This is a genomic window from Nocardia implantans (assembly GCF_035544775.1).
Classification (GTDB): Bacteria; Actinomycetota; Actinomycetes; order Mycobacteriales; family Mycobacteriaceae; genus Nocardia; species Nocardia implantans.
In genome coordinates this window covers 306,882-323,060 of the sequence record NZ_JAYKYQ010000009.1, presented here as the reverse complement: position 1 = coordinate 323,060, position 16,179 = coordinate 306,882, and the positions used below count along the sequence as shown (strand labels likewise).

The following is a 16,179-nucleotide window of genomic DNA, read 5'->3' as shown; positions in this document are numbered from 1 at the left end:
AAGGGTGGCGCGGAGCAGGCCGGACGGACAGTGCGGTCAGCATGACGAACCCGCAGCATATCCGACACATTCATATCGAATCCGGCGCGTTGGTCCTGGACTACCGGGCATGCGCGGAACAGGCCAGGAGCGTGGCCGCCGACTTGGCGCACAGCCACCCGGAGCTGATCGTCACGATCGATGACGACGTCCACGTCGAGTTGCCGGAGCTGCCCTGCGGCGGTCTGTGGCGGTGATCGGGTTCCCGGGAAGGTCGATCTCGCCGGCCGCGGTCGGCCGGAGTCGCTGCCTACGCGCATTCGCGTAGACGACGGCGATCGGCTGCGTCGGTTGTCGTAGCCGCTCGCGCATCCGGGGCGCGGCGCGGGAGCGCGCGAATGCCGTACGCTCACGGCATGGGTCAGCAGGCGGCGTCACGACGGCTGTCCGCCTGGTTGTCACGTCGGCCCGCCTGGTTCCCCGATGTCCTGCTGGCGCTGTTCGTCACCGTGATCCAGGTGCAGAGCGCCGCGATACCGGTGCCGCTGGAACCGGCCTACACGCCGGTGACGGGTTTCGGCTATGTGCTGCTGATCGCCAGCGGTCTGGCCGTCGCGGCGCGACGCCGGCAGCCGGTCGCGGTCTTCGCGGTCACGGCGGTGGCCAGCCTGATCTATTTCGGTCTCGGCTTCCCCGACCGGCTTTCATATCTCGGGCTCTTCGTCGCCTTGTACACCCTGGCCGCCTACGGCGACGGGCGGCGGTCGCTGATGGTCGCGGGCGCGGGCATCACGGTGCTGTCCGTCGGCTGGTTGATCGCCGCGGCGGATGTCGAGCCGCTCGTGGCCATCGGGTGGGTGTTCTTCCGGATCGGCGCCTCCGTGATCAGCACGATCCTCGGCGAATCCGTCCGATCCCGCCGGGTCATCGCCGCCGACGCGCAGGAACGCGCCGAACTCGCCGAGCGCTCCCGCGACGAGGAGGCCAGGGCGCGGGTCGACGCCGAACGGCTGCGGATCGCCCGCGAAGTGCACGACACCGTCGCCCACGCGATCGCCATCATCAACGTGCAATCCGGTGTCACCGCACACGTGCTCGACAAGCGACCGGAACAGGCCAGGGAAGCCTTGCGCACCATCGAGCAGACCAGCTCGCGGGCGCTGCGGGAGATGCGCGCGATCCTCGGTGTACTCCGCGACGGCGACGAGCGCGAACCGTACCCCGGGCTCGGCCAGATCGATGAACTCGTCGGCAAGGCCCGCGAAGCCGGGCTCGACATCGCTTTCCAGCAGACCGCCCCGGTGACGCCGCTGCCGAGCGCGGTGGGCAGCGCCGCGTACCGCATCGTGCAGGAATCGATCACCAACGTGATCCGGCATGTCGGCCCGACCAGGGTGACGGTGGCGCTCGAACCCGGCATCGACGCCGTGCGGATCCGTGTGGTCGACGAGGGCCGTCGCGACGCCGCCGGGGCACGGACCGACAGCGCGGGCACACCCGGACGCGGCATCGCCGGGATGCGCGAACGCTGCCGGTTGCTCGGCGGTGAACTCGACGCCACACCGCGTCCGGAGGGCGGGTTCGAGGTCACCGCCCGCCTGCCCCTGACACCGGTCGGAACGCGCTTGTGAACTCGACACCGCCGATCAAAGTCCTGCTCGCCGACGACGAACGCCTGGTCCGTTCCGGCTTCAAGGTGCTGCTCGACCTGGAAGACGACATCACGGTGGTCGGTGAGGCCACCACCGGTGCCGAGGCCGTCGAACTCGCCCGCGCCACCCGCCCCGACGTCGTCCTGATGGACATCCGCATGCCACGGCTGGACGGCATCCGCGCCACCGCGCAGATCGCCGAGGCCGGCGGGATGGAGCGGGTGAAGGTGCTCATCCTCACCACCTACGACACCGACGAGAACGTCTTCGACGCGTTGCAGGCGGGGGCGAGCGGGTTCTTGCTCAAGGACGCGGGCCCGGCCGAACTCTTGCACGCCATCCGGGTGATCGCCGCGGGTGACGCACTGCTCGCGCCCCGGATCACCCGGCGGCTCATCGGCCAGTTCACCGCGCGGCGGCGGGCGGCCAAGTCCGCCGAGGACCGGCTCGCCGTGCTGACCGACCGCGAGCGCGAAGTACTGGCGCTGGTGGGGGAGGGCATGAGCAACGACGAGATCGGCGCCGCGTTGTTCCTCAGTCCCGCCACCGCGCGCACCCATGTGAGCCGCGCGATGGTGAAACTGGGTGCGCGCGACCGCGCGCAGCTGGTCGTGATCGCCTACCAGACCGGTCTGGTGGGGTTCTCCTCGTAGTGATCGGGTCCGCGACGCCACGGGATCGCGGCATCCTGCGAATCCCGGTGCCGCACAATGCCGTAGACCTCCGTGATCGACTACGACGACCCGCGCAGCCGAGCGGCGTTCTCGTACGCGCGTTCACGTAGACGGTGACTCCTGTCGCCGGAAGCCGAGTGAGCCAGGACGGCGCGACCATCGACGCATGATTCTGGATCCCGAACTCGAGGCCGCTGTCTCGTTCTTCCCCCCTGCCGATCTGAGCGACCCCGCCATCGCCCGGAAGCATCTCGCCGAGTTGGCCGCCGCGATCCCGGTGCCGGACATCGCGGGCATGTCGGTCGAAAACCGCACGGTGCCGGGCGATGCCGAGGTGCCGATACGGATATACCGGCCGGCCAGGGCCGAGGGCGGCGCCCTCATCTGGCTGCACGGCGGCGGATTCGTCATGGGCGACCTGGACACCGAACATCCGTGGGCCACGCTGCTGGCGGACGACTCCGGCGTGACGGTGATCTCGGTCGGCTACCGCCTGGCTCCCGAGCATCCGTTCCCCGCCGCGCCCGACGACGTCTACGCCGTGCTGGCCTGGACCGCCGAGCACGCGACCGAACTCGGCATCGACCCGGCGCGGATCGCGATCGGCGGGCACAGCGCGGGCGCTGGGCTCGCGACCGCGGTCGCGCTGCGGGCCCGGGACGAGCAAGGGCCGCCGATCCGCTTCCAACTGCTCAACCAACCCGTCCTCGACGATCGTCAGCTGGCGTGGTCGGCGCGCAATTTCACCGATACCCCCTTCGTGACCCGGGCGAAAGTGGCCCAGATGTGGCAGCACTACCTGGCCGGCGCGCCCGCGACGCCGTATGCCGCACCGGCGCGCGCCACGGATCTGTCCGGCCTGCCGCCCGCCTACATCGCCACCGCCGAGTACTGCCCGAACCGCGACGAGGACATCGAGTACGCGCTGCGCCTGCTGCGAGCGGGCGTGCCGGTGGAGCTGCACCAGTGGCCCGGCACGTTCCACGGATCGCAGGCGATCCGGTCCGCCGACGTGTCCCGGCGCCAGAGCGCCGAATTCGCCGCCGTGCTCCGCCGCGCGCTGGTCCCGGCGCCCGGCTCGAAAACGGCGTAGGCGCAGAGCGATCGGTCGAGAGGAGAGCACGATGACCACCATCGAGATCGCCGAGGCGAGCAAGCAATCCACACCACCCTCGCCGGACGGCGATTCCCCGGCGGGCGGAGGTATGACCGCGCTGCTGCGCCCGTACCTGGGCGGATTCGCCGCGGTCGTCGTCCTGCAGATCGTCGGTGCCGTCGCCGGTCTGGCGCCGTTGCTCGCGGTCGTCGAATTGGGCCGGACGCTGTTGTCGCCCGGCCCGGTCGATCACGGCCATGTCCGGATGATCGTCGTCGCGGGTGCGGCCGGGTTGTTCGTCCGGCTGCTGTTCACGGCCGCGTCGTCCGGAATCGGGCACCTGCTCGACAGCCGGGTGCAACTGGCCTTCCGCCGGAAACTCGCCGCGCGACTGGGGCGGGTGCCGATCGGCTGGTTCGCCCGGCGCGGCGCCGGCGAGCTGGCGAAGATCGTGGGCAAGGACGTCGGTACCGTGCACCCGCTCATCGCCCACACGCCCGGCGAACTCGTCGCCGCATTCGTCGTGCCGCTGGTGTCGCTGATCTATCTGTTCACCGTGGACTGGCGGCTCACGGTGATCACGCTGCTGCCGGTGGCGCTGGCAGTGGCGCTGGTGCCCTTGATGATGACCCCCGCCCGCCTGCGTGAGCAGAAGGAGTTCGACGCGGGAATGGCGCGCATCGCGAGCGCGACCGTCGAATTCGTGCAGGGTATCCGGGTGGTCAAGGCGTTCGGCTCCGGTGAGCGCGCGCACCGGAAATTCCGCACCGCGGCAGACGATTTCACGGACTCCTTTCTGCGTATGGTGCGCGGTCTGGCCGGACTCGGCGCGGCGATGCAGGTGGTGCTGTCGCCGCCGTTCGTGCTGCTGGTCGTGCTGACCGGTGGCGCGGTCCTGATCACGGGCGGCGCCATGGCCCCGCCGGACCTGCTGCCCTTCCTGCTGCTCGGCCTGGGGTTGACCGCTCCGGTGGCGGCGCTCGGCCACGGCTTCGACGATCTGCAAGCGGCCCGGCGCGCCGTCGGCCGGATCCGGGAAGTGCTCGCGGTGCCGTCGCTGCCGGAGCCTTCGCGTCCGATCGCGCCGCGGGGACATCGGGTGGAACTGCGGGACGTGCGGTTCGGCTACCACACCGAGCACGAGGTGCTGCGCGGCATCGACCTGGTGCTCGAGCCGGGGACGGTCACCGCGGTCGTCGGGCCGTCGGGCAGCGGGAAGTCCACGCTGGTTCAGCTGCTTCCCCGATTCTTCGACCCCACCCACGGCGCGGTCCTGCTGGGCGGTGTCGATCTGCGCGAACTCGGCAGCCGGGCGCTCTACCGGATGGTCTCCTTCGTCTTCCAGGACGTGCGGCTGCTGCGCGCGTCGGTCGCGGACAACATCGCGCTGGCGGTGCCGCACGCCGACTTCGGCGACGTGGTGCGCGCGGCCCGGCTGGCGAACATCCACGATCGGATCCTCGAACTGCCGCGCGGCTACGACACCGTGCTCGGTGCGGAAGCCGAGCTGTCGGGCGGTGAAGCGCAACGGCTTTCGATCGCACGCGCGCTGCTGGCCGACACTCCCGTGCTGGTGCTCGACGAGGCCACCGCCTTCGCCGATCCGCACACCGAGCAGGCGGTGCGCCGAGCCCTGGCGACGCTGGACGGCGATCGGACCATCCTGGTCATCGCCCACCGGCTGGAAACCATCGCCGACGCGGACACCGTCGTCGTGCTGGAGAACGGGTCGATCGTCGAGCGCGGCAAGCCGGGCGAACTGCTGGCCGGCAACGGTAGGTTCGCCGAATTCTGGCGTTCCCACCGGCCCCCGCTCACCGAGAAGACCGAAACCCTCGGCGCCATGCTGCGGCGTGAATTCGGGCCATGGAGCAAGCATGGTGTGCGCGCGCCGTCGTTCGCCGACCAGACACCGCGAGGAGATGAGCTGCGATGATCCGGATGTTGCTGCGCGTGCTCGGACACGAGTACGCCCCGGCCGTACGTCGCACCGTGGCCCTGATGACGGCGACCTCGGTGGCCGAAGGGCTGTCCTACGCTCTCCTGGTTCCGGTGCTGCGAGCCCTGCTCGGGAGCACGCCCGCCGACGCCTGGCCGTGGCTGATCGCCTTCGGGGCGGCGATCGCCTGCTACGCGGCCTTGCGCTATCGCAGCGATCTGTCCGGGTTCCTGGTGGGAACCACGTTGTTGGGCGGCGTCTATCACCGTTTCGGCGATCACCTGGCCCGGCTGCCGCTCGGCTGGTTCACCGCCGGTCGCGTCGGCGAGGTGTCGGTCCTCGCCAGCGAGGGTGTGCTGCAGGCGATGAGCGTGATCGCGCATCTGCTGGCGCCGATGATCTCCGCCTGCGTGACGCCGCTGACGATCGTCGCCGTGCTGCTCGCCTTCGACTGGCACATGGGGCTGGCCGCGCTGGTCGCCGTGCCGGTGGTGGCGGCCATCCAGATCTGGACCGGACGCGCGATGGCCGCCACCGACGCCGACCGCGTCGAGCGCGCCGAGGAGGCCACCGCGAGGGTCGTCGAATATCTCCAGGCACAGCCGGTGCTGCGCGCCGGTGGCCGCACGACCGAACGGTTCCGGCTGCTCGACGACGCGCTGTCGGGACTCGAGCGCGCCTCCCGCCGCGCCGTGCTGTCCGCGCTGCCCGGCATGGTCGGCCTGACGCTCACCGTCCAAGCGCTGTTCACCGTGCTGCTGGCCCTCGGCGCCTACCTCGCGCTCGGCGGTGACGCAGGCGCGGCGGAGATGCTGGCGCTGCTGGTGCTGGTCGCCCGCTGCGCGGATCCGCTGCTGTCGCTGTCGGAGATCGGTGGCAAGCTGCGCAGCGCGCGGACCGTGCTGAGCGGGCTCGACACCGTGCTGCGCGCCGAGCCGCTGCCCGAACCTCGCGAACCGGTTCGGCCGGCCGGCCACGACCTGGCGTTCGAGTCCGTCGTGTTCCGGCACGGCGACCGTACCGTGCTCGACGGCGTGTCGCTGTCGGTCCCGGAGGGGCAGCGGGTGGCCATCGTCGGGCCGTCCGGCGCGGGCAAGAGCACACTGCTGCAATTGCTCGCGCGGTTCTACGACGTGGACGGCGGCGCGGTGCGCGTCGGCGGTGTGGACGTGCGGGCGATCAGCACCGAAGCGCTGCGGGAACGGATCGCCGTGGTATTCCAGAACGTCTACCTGTTCGACGGCACGATCGAGGAGAACGTGCGTCTGGGCCGTCCCGGCGCCGCCGAAGCCGAAGTGCGGGCGGCGGCGACCGCGGCCGGGCTGGACGAAGTGATCGAGCGCCTGCCCGGCGGCTGGGCGACGAACGTCGGCGAGGGCGGCGCGCTGCTGTCGGGAGGTGAGCGCCAACGCGTCTCGATCGCGCGGGCGTTGCTGAAGAACGCGCCGATCGTGTTGCTGGACGAGGTGACCTCCGCGCTGGACCCGGTGAACGAGGCCGCCGTTCACGACGGCATCGAACGGCTCATGGCGGGCCGGACGGTGGTGCTGGTCGCGCACCGGCTGCGGACCGTCCGACGGGCCGACCGCATCGTCTTCCTGGACGACGGCCGAGTCGTGGAAGAGGGCACCCACGACGAGCTGTTGCGCCTCGGTGGCCGCTACGCCGGCTTCTGGGAGTTGTCCACGGTGGGCGCGGCTGCCGAATGAGCGCGGATGTCCGCACCCCGGCGCCACGGCCATGGTGCGGACATCCCGGCTCGAACCGGACCGATCACGGGGTGCGCTCGTCGTCCTGCGCTGCCCCGCCGCGGGCCGCCCAGCGGCGCAATCCCGCCGGGCTGCGCAGCATCAGCACACCGATGGCGGCGACGGCGATGCCGCGGGGCGCCTCGTAGATGAAACCGGACAGCCCTTGGGTGGCGGGTATCGGCAGGAAGAAGCCGACCATGCCGAGCAGCGTGAGCACGGCGATCCAGCGGGGAATCGCGTTGTGGCGCAGCAGGCTCGCGCCCAGCAGGCCCATACCGGCCAGCATCACCACGCCGCCGATCGAGTTGAACAGCGCGAACGCGGTCGTGTCGATCATGTTGTCGTTGCCCGCGATCAGGTGCGCGGTCCGCGGATCGGACGCGAACGGGTAGGCGACGAACAGTTCGACGGTGAGATGACCGGTCGCGGTGACGATATTGCCGAGCAGATAGGCGACCGTGCCGGCGAATCCGGCCGGGCCGAGTCGCGGTCGCAGCCAGGCGTACATGCCCGGCAGGCCGAGCACGAGCAGGACGGTGCCGATACCGAGCAGCGTCTGCGCGATCGGCGTGCCGGGACTGGTGAGCGCCTCGACCGAATGGCCCTTGCCCGCGACGATCGGGTGCAGTGTGCCGCCCGCCATGCACAGGGCCCCGCCGATGGTCAGCGCGGCGCCGCACATCCGCAGTACAGTCTCGCGAGAGGGGCGGCCGGCCACGGTCCGCTCGTCGCCGGTGGTCGGGGTTGGCAGGAGTGCTTGCGTGTGTGTCATGAGCCAAGGGTCGGCGAGGGCGCTGGTGTGACGCTGGTGCGCGGCGGGTCCGGCGCCGACGCACCCGCCATCGCGGTGCTCGGCCCCTTGGAGGTGCGCGGGCCGGACGGCGCCCGCCGCACCATCCCGGCGCGCAAGCACGCCGACCTGCTGGTGATCCTCGCCGCCGAGCGCACCTCCCGCAGCGCGGATCATCTGTGCGAACTTCTGTGGCGGGGCAACCCGCCCGACAGCGCCCTGGTCACCCTGCAGGGCTACGTGTCGCGGTTGCGGCGGGCGCTGCGGCCGCTGCCCGAAGTCCGGATCGAGACCAGCTCGAACGGCTACGTGCTGCGCTGCGGCGGATCGGGCACCGACCTCGATCTGCTCGACGTGCTGTCCAGGGACGCCAGAGCCGCGTACGCCGACGGTGACGTGGCCGGCGCGGTCGACCTCCTCGAACGGGCGTTACGGCTGTGGCGCGGCGAGGCGCTGGCCGATGTCGGCGACGTCGCCGAACTCGCTCCCGAACGGGCGCGTCTGGACGAGTTGCGCTGTGAACTGGTGGAAATGTGCGCCGAGGGCTTGCTGGTGCTCGGCCGGGCGCGGCACGCGGTCACGCTGCTCACCGACGAACGCGCCCGGCATCCGCATCGCGAGGGCACGGCCCGTCTGCTGGCGTTGGCGCTGCGCGACTGCGGGCGGATCGCGGAGGCGCTGGATGTCCTCGCGCGGTTGCGGCGCACGCTGCGGGACGATCTCGGGCTCGATCCCGCGCCCGACACCGCGCGGGTGGAGAACGAGATCCGTAATCCGGCCGCACCGTCGACGACTCCGGCGGCGGGACGATCCGCCCTCGTCGGACGGGAGGACGTCGCCGCGGTGCTCGACCGCGCCAGGCAACGGTCGCGGCGCGGGCTGACCGTCGTGACGGTGCGCGGCGCGCCCGGCATCGGCAAGACGGCCGTCGTCGAGGACGCCGTGCGACGCCACGGCGACTCGGCCTTCTTCACCGCGGGCAGCAGCGGCGTCGGCGCTGCGGCGCAGGCGACGCTCACGCCGTGGCTGGATCAGGCCGCCCTGGCCGGGCGCGCGGTCCCGGAGGTCCCGACACCGCGTGCGCTCGCGGCCTTGTTCGCGGACGTCGCCCGGGAGACCGGCCGCGTGGTCGCGGTCATCGACGACGTGCAATGGGCGGACCCCGACTCGGTGCGGACGATCGCGGCGGCGATGCGGGTGCTGCGCGCCCATCCCGTCCTTCTGTTGCTCACCGTCCGGCCCGAGCCGCTTCCGGCCGAGGTGGAGGCGGCCGTGCGCTTGCTGTGCCGCGCGGGCGCCCATGTCGCGATCGATCTTTCGCCGCTGCCCGACGCGGCGATGGACGAGCTGGTGCGCGCAGGCGCGGGTGCGGCCGGCCTGCGGGTGCGCGCCCAGATCGTCGAGTTGAGCGGCGGCAGCCCTTTCGTGGCGGCGCAACTGTGCGATCTGGTGCGGGCGGGGCGTTCGCTGGACGCCGGGGGCGCCGCCACCGAGCTCACGGCGGCGAAACTCGGCGCGGTGTCACTGTCGGCGCGAGCGCTCGCCGAGGTGCTGGCCGTCATCGGCCCGCGGGCCCCGATCGGACTGGCCGCCGCCGCCGACGGCGCGCCCCGCTTCGACGACCGGATCGCCGAACTCGTCGCCGCGCGAGTCGTCACAGTGCGCGACGACGCCGTCGTCTTCGGACACGAACTCGTGCGCGCCGCCGTGCTCGCCACGCTCGGCCGCATGCGAAAGGCGCTGCTGCACAAGCGCATCGCGGAAGCACTTGCCGACCTGCGACCCGGCGCGCTCACCGCGCAGGCGTTGCATCGCAGCGCCGCCGCGCTCGATGCGCCGGACGCCACGGCGGCGCGCGCCTGCGCCGCCGCCGCGCGGGAGGCGTTGTCGCGGGACGCGGCCACCGAGTGCGCCGAGCTCGCCGCCCGTGGCATGCGCCACGCCGATCCCGGCGACGCGGGGTCGGTGATCGAGTTGAATCGGCTGGCGGGACAAGCGCACAACCGCCTCGGCCACTACGACGAGGCCGCCGCGTGCTTCGACCGGGCCGGGCGGCGATGTGGTGAGCGCCGCGACTGGTCTGGGCTGGCGCGCACCGCCCTGCTGGCCGCGCCGCGCGGGGTGGCCGGGTACTTCTCCGGATACGGTGTGGTGCAGGCGGGTTCGTCGGGACTGCGGGCGCAGGCGCTGGCTCATCGCCTCGACCTCGACGCCGATCTGGTCGCGGAGGTGGAGGCGATCGAGGCCGCCGATCGCGCGATTCACGGACTCCCTGGCGATCTCGACGCCCTGGCCGAGGCGCGGGCGCGCAGCGCACCGGGCAGCCGGTCGTGGCCGCAGGTGCTGCTGGCGGAGTTCGTGTGCAATTGGGATCCGGTCACCGTGGCCGACCGGCGCAAGATCGCCGAGGAACTCGAGGAACTCGCGGGTCACGACCGTGCGGTCCGGGCGACAGCGGTTCATCTGCGGCGGATCTGCGCGTTGGAGGCGGGTGACATGCGGCTGGTCCGCCGGTTGTCGGCGGAGTTCGCGCGCTTGGCCGCCGACGGCGGCACCGACCTCGCGGCCACCCAGTTGTGGTGGCAGGTGATGCTCGCGGTGCTGCGCGGCGACTACGGCCGGTCCCAGGAGTTGATGGCGCGCTTCGCCGCCGACCTCGGGACGGTCGACGATCGGGCCCGCCTGCTCGCCGAGGCCTCGGTGCTGACGAGCAGTTCGATCGAGTTGTGGCACCGCGGACGCCTCGGCGAAGCACTGGCCGAGGCCGATCGCATGGCCGAGGATTTCGACGAGGACTTCGCGCTCGTGGTCGCGATGGCCGCGGCGGAACTGGGTGACCACGAGCGGGCGATGGCGTCGATCGAATCGATCGTCGCCCTGCCGGGAAGGTGGCACGGTCCGCGTGTCGTCGTGCGGGTGCCGCTGCTGATCGAAGCGTTGCTCACGGTGGGTCAGCGCGCGCCAGGGCAGCGCGACCGGGTGGTCGAGCTCACCGCCGGACTGGAACCGCTCACCCAGGGGTGGGGCGAGACGCTGCTGGTGCAGTGGCCGGGACTGGTGTGTCTCGGTCCGTCCGGGCTCTACCGCGGAACCGCGCGCGGAATCCTCGGTCTCCCCGGCGCGCGCGACGAAGTACTCGCGGCACGCGACCGCGCGCGGGCACTCGGCGCGCGACCGTACGAGTCACGCGCCGACGACCGCCTGACCCGATGGCCGTTCGCCTGAGAACTTCGTTCAGTGCTGCTTCTCCAGCCAATCCCGGTAGTGCGTCGGGGCCAGACGCGCGCCGGTGCCGGCGGTGAGAACGTCGCCGGAGACGGCGGCGAACATGCCCGCGGTGTCGTCGGTGACGACGGTCCTGCTGTCGCGCCGGGCGGCCAGGGTGAGCCTGCCCAGGTCGTCGAGACGGAAGACCTCCGGACCGGCGACATCGCGGACTCCGCCCAGCGGCGCGCCGGTGGCGACCTCCACGACCGCGTCGACCACGTCCGCGGCGGCCATCGGCTGGATCGGGGTGGCGGGCAGCCGGACGGTGTCGTCGTCGGAGGTCCAGGACAGCACCGCGTCCACGAACTCGAAGAACTGGGTGGCGCGCACGATGGAGTACGGCGTCGGGCCCAGCCGCACCAGGTCCTCCTGCAAGGTCTTGGCCCGGTAGTAGTCCAGCTCGGGCACCCGGTCGACGCCCACGATCGACAGCACGACCTGATGTCCGACACCGGCCTTCTCGCCGGCATCGAGCAGGTTGCGCATGGAGATGCGGAAGAAATCCACCGACGCCTCGTCGAAGGTCGGGGAGTTCGCCAGGTCGATGACGACGTCGGCTCCCTCCAGCGCCCGGTCCAGGCCCTCTCCCGTGATCAGGTCGACACCGGTGGACGGCGCCGCAGGCACGGCCTCGTGCCCGGCCGCGGCCAGCTTCCCGACCACCTGCGAGCCGATCCGTCCGGTGCCGCCGATGACTGTCAGTTTCATGGTTGTCGCCTTTCCCGGCGCGGCAGGCACGCGAGCCGCGATTCACGCAACCGTTACCGGTTCGTTCGGTCGCCGTTGTGCTCACTCCTCGGTTTCCATGTGCGAATCCATCCGCGAGAGGATCTCCTCGATCCGGTCGCGCACCCACAGGATCAGCCGGTCGCTGCCCATGGCGGTGGCGATCGGCGCCGGGTGATCCAAGGGCATCACATAACGTCCGTCGTCGGGCAGGTCCCGCCACAACAGGCCCGCTTCGATCCGTCCCCGCGGCCCGTACTTCGAGCGGCCCTGCAGCACTTTGACGATTCCCGTGCTGACGGCGGGGGTGTCGAAGAACGCGGCGCTGCGGAACACGTCGTCGGCATCGTCGTCGTTGTCCGAGATCGTGGCGGCGGGGCGGTCCGGCTCGGGTTCGGGCCGGGCGGCGGGGAGCGCGAGACGGATGGCGTCCAGCCCACCGGCCCCGCAACGGGGAAGGAGCCCGACCACCGTGTCGGCCAAGGCGTGTGGATCGCATTCGAAGGCGTCGAATCCGCCGCTGTGCGCGAGCGTCTCACCCGGCCGCTGGGTGATCACGTACCCGCGCGCCCGGTGCCGGACCGCGTGCACCCTGACGCGCGTTTCGGGATTGCCGAAGTCCTGGTCGTTCCACGCGTGCGCGACGAGGAAGACGTCGGGTTTGGCGATCGCGCCCGCCAAGGCGTCCAGATCGTGGTCGAGCCGCCGCAGCAGCCGCTGCCGGACCTCGGCCTTCTCCTGCTCGTAGTCCGCCGCCAGCCGAGTGCGGCTGGTGAAGACGAACGGCGCGGGCAACTCGCCCTGCCTGACCTCCTCGCAGAGCAGATTGAACTCCAGATCGGTGAATTCCCAGAGCCGGTTCACGAGTCGACCACCGGCTTCACGCGGTCGGGCACGGCGCCGATGGCGTCGTCGAGATGGACCTTGGACTGCAGGAATTTGGCGGGCTTGTGGGCGGTGTTGCCCTGCCCGGCGCCACCACCCGCGGCGCCGGGCGCTCCCATCATCGGCGCGCCCGCGGGCACACCATCGTGCCGCGCGGCCGCCGCGGCAGGATAGACCGGAGCCTCGGCGCCCGGCAGCGACGCACGCGGAAACAGCTGTGCCGCACGGGATTGCTGCGTCGGATGCTCCGAGAGTCCGGCCCCGACTCCGGTTCCAGGACCGCCGGGGGCCGAGCCCGCACCGCCCGCGCCCGCGGCGTCGACGGGCGGGTGCCCGGCCGCGAGCGCGTCGGGATCGAACTGCCGCAACAGTTCCTGCAATTTCTCCGCGCCCGGCAGCGTGCTCCCGAATCGGGTCAGCGTGTCCAGACCCTCGGTCAGCGCCTTTCCGAGCTGCCCGAGGAATTCCCGGCCCGCGGAGGCGAGCGAACCGGCGCCTTGCGCCGCCCCCGACGCCGTGTCCTGCGCGGCGAGGCCGGCCCCTGCGGAGGACGGGCCGTCCGTGCGGGTCGCCGCCGCGAGCGCCTGCTCGTCCAATGCCCGGGGCAGGTTCTCCAGGACCGACCGCACGCCCGCCGGGTCCACTCCGCTGAGTTCCGACAGCGCGTTCTCGTCGACGACATCGGGAATGCTGTCCAGGATCGAGCGCACCTGCTCCGGCGGCAGCCCGGTGAGTTGCGCCAGGGTGTCCTCGTTCAGCAGGCCCGGGAGGTTGTCGAGCACCGACCGCACCTGTGCCGGGTCCGCGCCCGTCGCCCGCGCCAGCGCGTCTTCGAGGGACGCCGGATCCGCGCCGGAAGCCGTGCCACGGGATCTCGCCGGTGACCCGCCGGACGAGCCGTCCGTTCCGGCGGACATGCGCGGCAGCGGGACCGAACCCAGCGAGGGCACCTCCGCCATGCCGCTGCTCGCGGCGGATTCGGGCTGTCCGCCGGAGGACACACCGCCACGCGGCAGCGCCGAACTTCCCGTCCCGCCGGACCCGCGCGGGGGCGGTGTGTTGCCCTGGGACCCGGCGGCGCCGCCGAACAGGCCTGCGGGACCGGAACCGGACGCGCCGCCCGGCGATCCGTCTTCCGACTGCGAGCCGAGGCCGGCGGCGTCGTAGCCCGCGGGCAGGGAGCCACCGGTTGCGGGCGAAGCGCCCGCGGTCTGCGTGTCGGCGCCGGGGACGCCGGCTCCGGAACCAGGACCGGAACCGGCGCCTTCGGAGCCGCCCTGGCCCTGTCCGGCTGCCAGCCCCTCGCGGTAGCCCTCTTGGTAACCCGCCTGATAGTCCTGGCTCGGGTTCTGGTCGCCGGCGCCTTCGTCTCCGTAGCCGGTGCGCTGCCTGCGGCCCGCGGTCGTCTGATCCTGCACTTGTCCGTTGGGGTTGTCACCGGGCGCGTTCTGGTTGCCGCCCGGCTGGTTCTGGTTGCCGCCCGGTCGGTTCTGCCCCTGCCCGCCGGGCTGCGGTGTGGCGATGGGCCCGTTCACCACCGGCATCACCGACACCGTGTTCTTCATGCCCTCGCCGTAGTGCTTCTGCCACTCGTTGCGGTACCGCCGGGTCACCCTCCCCGGGCAGCAGTCCCCGGGATCCGGTGTCGCCGGCATGCTCAGTTTGGTCAGGTGCAGCCACTGCGCCGTGTAGTCGAGATTCTGGCTCATCGCGATCATCGACGTGATCAGCGGCTGCACGCCGTCGGAGTAGGACCTGACCGCGTCCGCGGCCGCGGCGGCGCCCTGCCCCTCCCACGCCTCGGTGCCGGCGGAGATCACGGTCACGAAATCGTTCAGCCTGCTCAGCAGGTCGTTGGCCAGGCTGTGCCAGGCGCCGGCGGCGGCGAGCACCGGTTGCGGATCGAGATCGCGCCCCAGCTCGTACAGTTCGGCGAAGCTGAGACTGTCCTTGTTCTCGATGTTGGCCGTGACGCCGGAATCCTTCGCGCCCTGATAGTCCTTCAACGAGGAAGGAAAACTCTCGGCGTTCGCCTTCTCGACGTGGGTGTTGCCGTCCCCGTCCGTCCAGGAGAAACCACCGTTGGGTTTGTCGAATTCGGCGTCGGGCGCACCGGGGGCCTTCTTGCCCGGCGTGTAGGGCGTCGCCTCGGTCGGCATCTTCAGCGCGCTGAGCGCCTTGAAGGTGTCCCCGGAATCCCCGTCGGTCTTCGTGTACGCCTTGCCCGCGGCGATGTAGGTCTCACCCATGTCGGTGACGATCTTCGCGTGGTCGCCGAGGATCGTGTGCAGGCGAGAACCTTTGGTGGTGAACGCCATCGCCAGCTGCGCGCCGGAGGTCAGCGTGCCGATCGGCGCGAAGTTGTTCAGCCGCAGGTCGGTCACCGCGGCGGCCATCCCGAGCAGATCGTCGACCAGCTCGGCGCAGGCCCGGGCCGCGGCGAGGGCATCGGCCGGGTCGAACGTCAGATACCCCGCCTTCGCCTGGTTCTCCAGGCCGGACCACGTGTTGGATTCGAGGGCCATCGTCATCTTCCTCCGCCGGGGATCGGGTCCCCGCTCCTTCGGATGTGCACCGCGTCGTCAGTCGTCGTTGTCGGCGACCACCGACCGCGGTCCCGCGACGCCGGAATCGTCGACGGGCCAGCGCGCCGGATCGGGCGGCGTCGTCGGCGGGGCGGGTGCGGTCGGCATGAGCGCGCCGAGATCGGGAGCGCCTTCGATGATCTCGGACAGCTTGGGCAGCGCGTTCTTCCGTTCCAGCAGCGGCGCCATCAGGTCCCTGCTCCGCTGGGCGACCTCGGCCGCCGCCTGCTGCACGGCCGCCGTCACGGTGTCGGCGATCTCCTCGATGCTCAGATCGAGGACGTCGTCGGCGAACCTGGTGGCGATCAGGATGCCGTCGGCGTTCACCGTCACCTCGATGCGTTTGTCGCAGGCGGTCACCGTCGCGGTGAGCTGCGAACGCTGCTTCTGGAGTTCGGCGATTCCGCGCAACTGCTCGCCGAGCCCCTCCAGCATCGTGGCCATGTCCGCGTGCAGGCGTTCGTTCACCATGTGCCGCTCACCCGCCCAGCTGTCCGCCCGACGCCTGGTCGGTGCCGGTCAACGAGTCCGCGGCCGCGCGCTGGCCCTCCGACATGTCGTGGAGGGTTTGCGCGGCGCCCGTCGCGCCGTCGAGCAGGTTCTTTCGAGCCGCCTGATAACCCTTGTCGCCTTGCGCGAACTTCCTGCCCCGTTTGTCGTCGCCCCACGGCATCGTGGTGGCATCGGATTCGATGCCGCCCAGCGTGTTCCGCAGTCTCTCCGCGATGGCGGTGACCTTGGTCGACAACTCCCCGGTCAGCTCCGATGCCCGGCGCAATTTCTCCGGGTCGACCTCTACTCGATCGGCTGCCATGGCACTCCCTTCGATGTCGGC

13 protein-coding genes are annotated in these 16,179 nt (G+C 71.5%); 7 read left to right on the top strand and 6 right to left on the bottom strand.

The window, feature by feature from the left end; genetic code table 11:
• Window positions 1-41: 41 nt before the first annotated feature.
• From U3653_RS22570 to U3653_RS22545, 6 genes are all read left to right on the top strand, one after another.
• A complete protein-coding gene (locus tag U3653_RS22570; protein ID WP_195081505.1) occupies window positions 42-236 on the top strand; it encodes a hypothetical protein in 195 nt (64 codons plus the stop codon).
• A 159-nt stretch (window positions 237-395) separates the two neighbouring features.
• Window positions 396-1,610 carry a sensor histidine kinase gene (locus U3653_RS22565; protein WP_195081506.1) on the top strand — a complete coding sequence of 405 codons (1,215 nt, stop codon included), beginning with the start codon at window positions 396-398 and terminating at the stop codon, window positions 1,608-1,610.
• The gene (locus U3653_RS22560) at window positions 1,607-2,284 is read left to right on the top strand and encodes a response regulator transcription factor (RefSeq protein WP_195081507.1); all 678 of its coding nucleotides are present in this window, start codon (window positions 1,607-1,609) and stop codon (window positions 2,282-2,284) included. Before U3653_RS22565 ends, U3653_RS22560 begins: the two co-directional genes overlap by 4 nt.
• Before the next feature lie 187 nt (window positions 2,285-2,471).
• Window positions 2,472-3,398, top strand: a complete 927-nt coding sequence (locus tag U3653_RS22555; RefSeq protein WP_195081508.1) for an alpha/beta hydrolase — start codon at window positions 2,472-2,474, stop codon at window positions 3,396-3,398.
• A 31-nt stretch (window positions 3,399-3,429) separates the two neighbouring features.
• Complete coding sequence (locus tag U3653_RS22550) at window positions 3,430-5,337, top strand: ABC transporter ATP-binding protein (protein ID WP_195081509.1); 1,908 nt, start codon at window positions 3,430-3,432, stop codon at window positions 5,335-5,337.
• Window positions 5,334-7,049 (top strand): ABC transporter ATP-binding protein, encoded by a 1,716-nt coding sequence (locus tag U3653_RS22545; RefSeq protein ID WP_195081510.1) that lies wholly within the window; start codon window positions 5,334-5,336, stop codon window positions 7,047-7,049. The genes U3653_RS22550 and U3653_RS22545 overlap by 4 nt, the downstream gene beginning before the upstream one ends.
• 64 nt (window positions 7,050-7,113) lie before the next feature.
• Here U3653_RS22545 and U3653_RS22540 read toward each other — a convergent pair whose 3' ends face one another.
• A complete protein-coding gene (locus tag U3653_RS22540) occupies window positions 7,114-7,863 on the bottom strand; it encodes a hypothetical protein (RefSeq protein ID WP_195081511.1) in 750 nt (249 codons plus the stop codon).
• A gap of 27 nt (window positions 7,864-7,890) precedes the next feature.
• Between U3653_RS22540 and U3653_RS22535 the strand changes: the two genes are divergently transcribed.
• Complete coding sequence (locus tag U3653_RS22535; RefSeq protein ID WP_195081512.1) at window positions 7,891-11,106, top strand: ATP-binding protein; 3,216 nt, start codon at window positions 7,891-7,893, stop codon at window positions 11,104-11,106.
• 9 nt (window positions 11,107-11,115) lie between these two features.
• Here the strand turns inward: U3653_RS22535 and U3653_RS22530 are convergent, their stop codons facing one another.
• From U3653_RS22530 to U3653_RS22510, 5 genes are all read right to left on the bottom strand, one after another.
• On the bottom strand, window positions 11,116-11,856 hold the full coding sequence (locus U3653_RS22530) for an SDR family oxidoreductase (protein WP_195081513.1): 741 nt from the start codon (window positions 11,854-11,856) through the stop codon (window positions 11,116-11,118).
• An 81-nt stretch (window positions 11,857-11,937) separates the two neighbouring features.
• Window positions 11,938-12,738: an ESX secretion-associated protein EspG gene (locus U3653_RS22525; protein WP_195081514.1), complete on the bottom strand. Its 801-nt coding sequence runs from the start codon at window positions 12,736-12,738 to the stop codon at window positions 11,938-11,940.
• Window positions 12,735-15,284, bottom strand: coding sequence for a PPE domain-containing protein (locus U3653_RS22520; protein WP_195081515.1), 2,550 nt, complete (start codon window positions 15,282-15,284; stop codon window positions 12,735-12,737). Before U3653_RS22520 ends, U3653_RS22525 begins: the two co-directional genes overlap by 4 nt.
• Window positions 15,285-15,341: 57 nt before the next feature.
• On the bottom strand, window positions 15,342-15,815 hold the full coding sequence (locus tag U3653_RS22515; protein WP_195081516.1) for a YbaB/EbfC family nucleoid-associated protein: 474 nt from the start codon (window positions 15,813-15,815) through the stop codon (window positions 15,342-15,344).
• Between the two features lie 7 nt (window positions 15,816-15,822).
• Window positions 15,823-16,158 carry a hypothetical protein gene (locus U3653_RS22510; protein WP_195081517.1) on the bottom strand — a complete coding sequence of 112 codons (336 nt, stop codon included), beginning with the start codon at window positions 16,156-16,158 and terminating at the stop codon, window positions 15,823-15,825.
• Window positions 16,159-16,179: the final 21 nt, after the last annotated feature.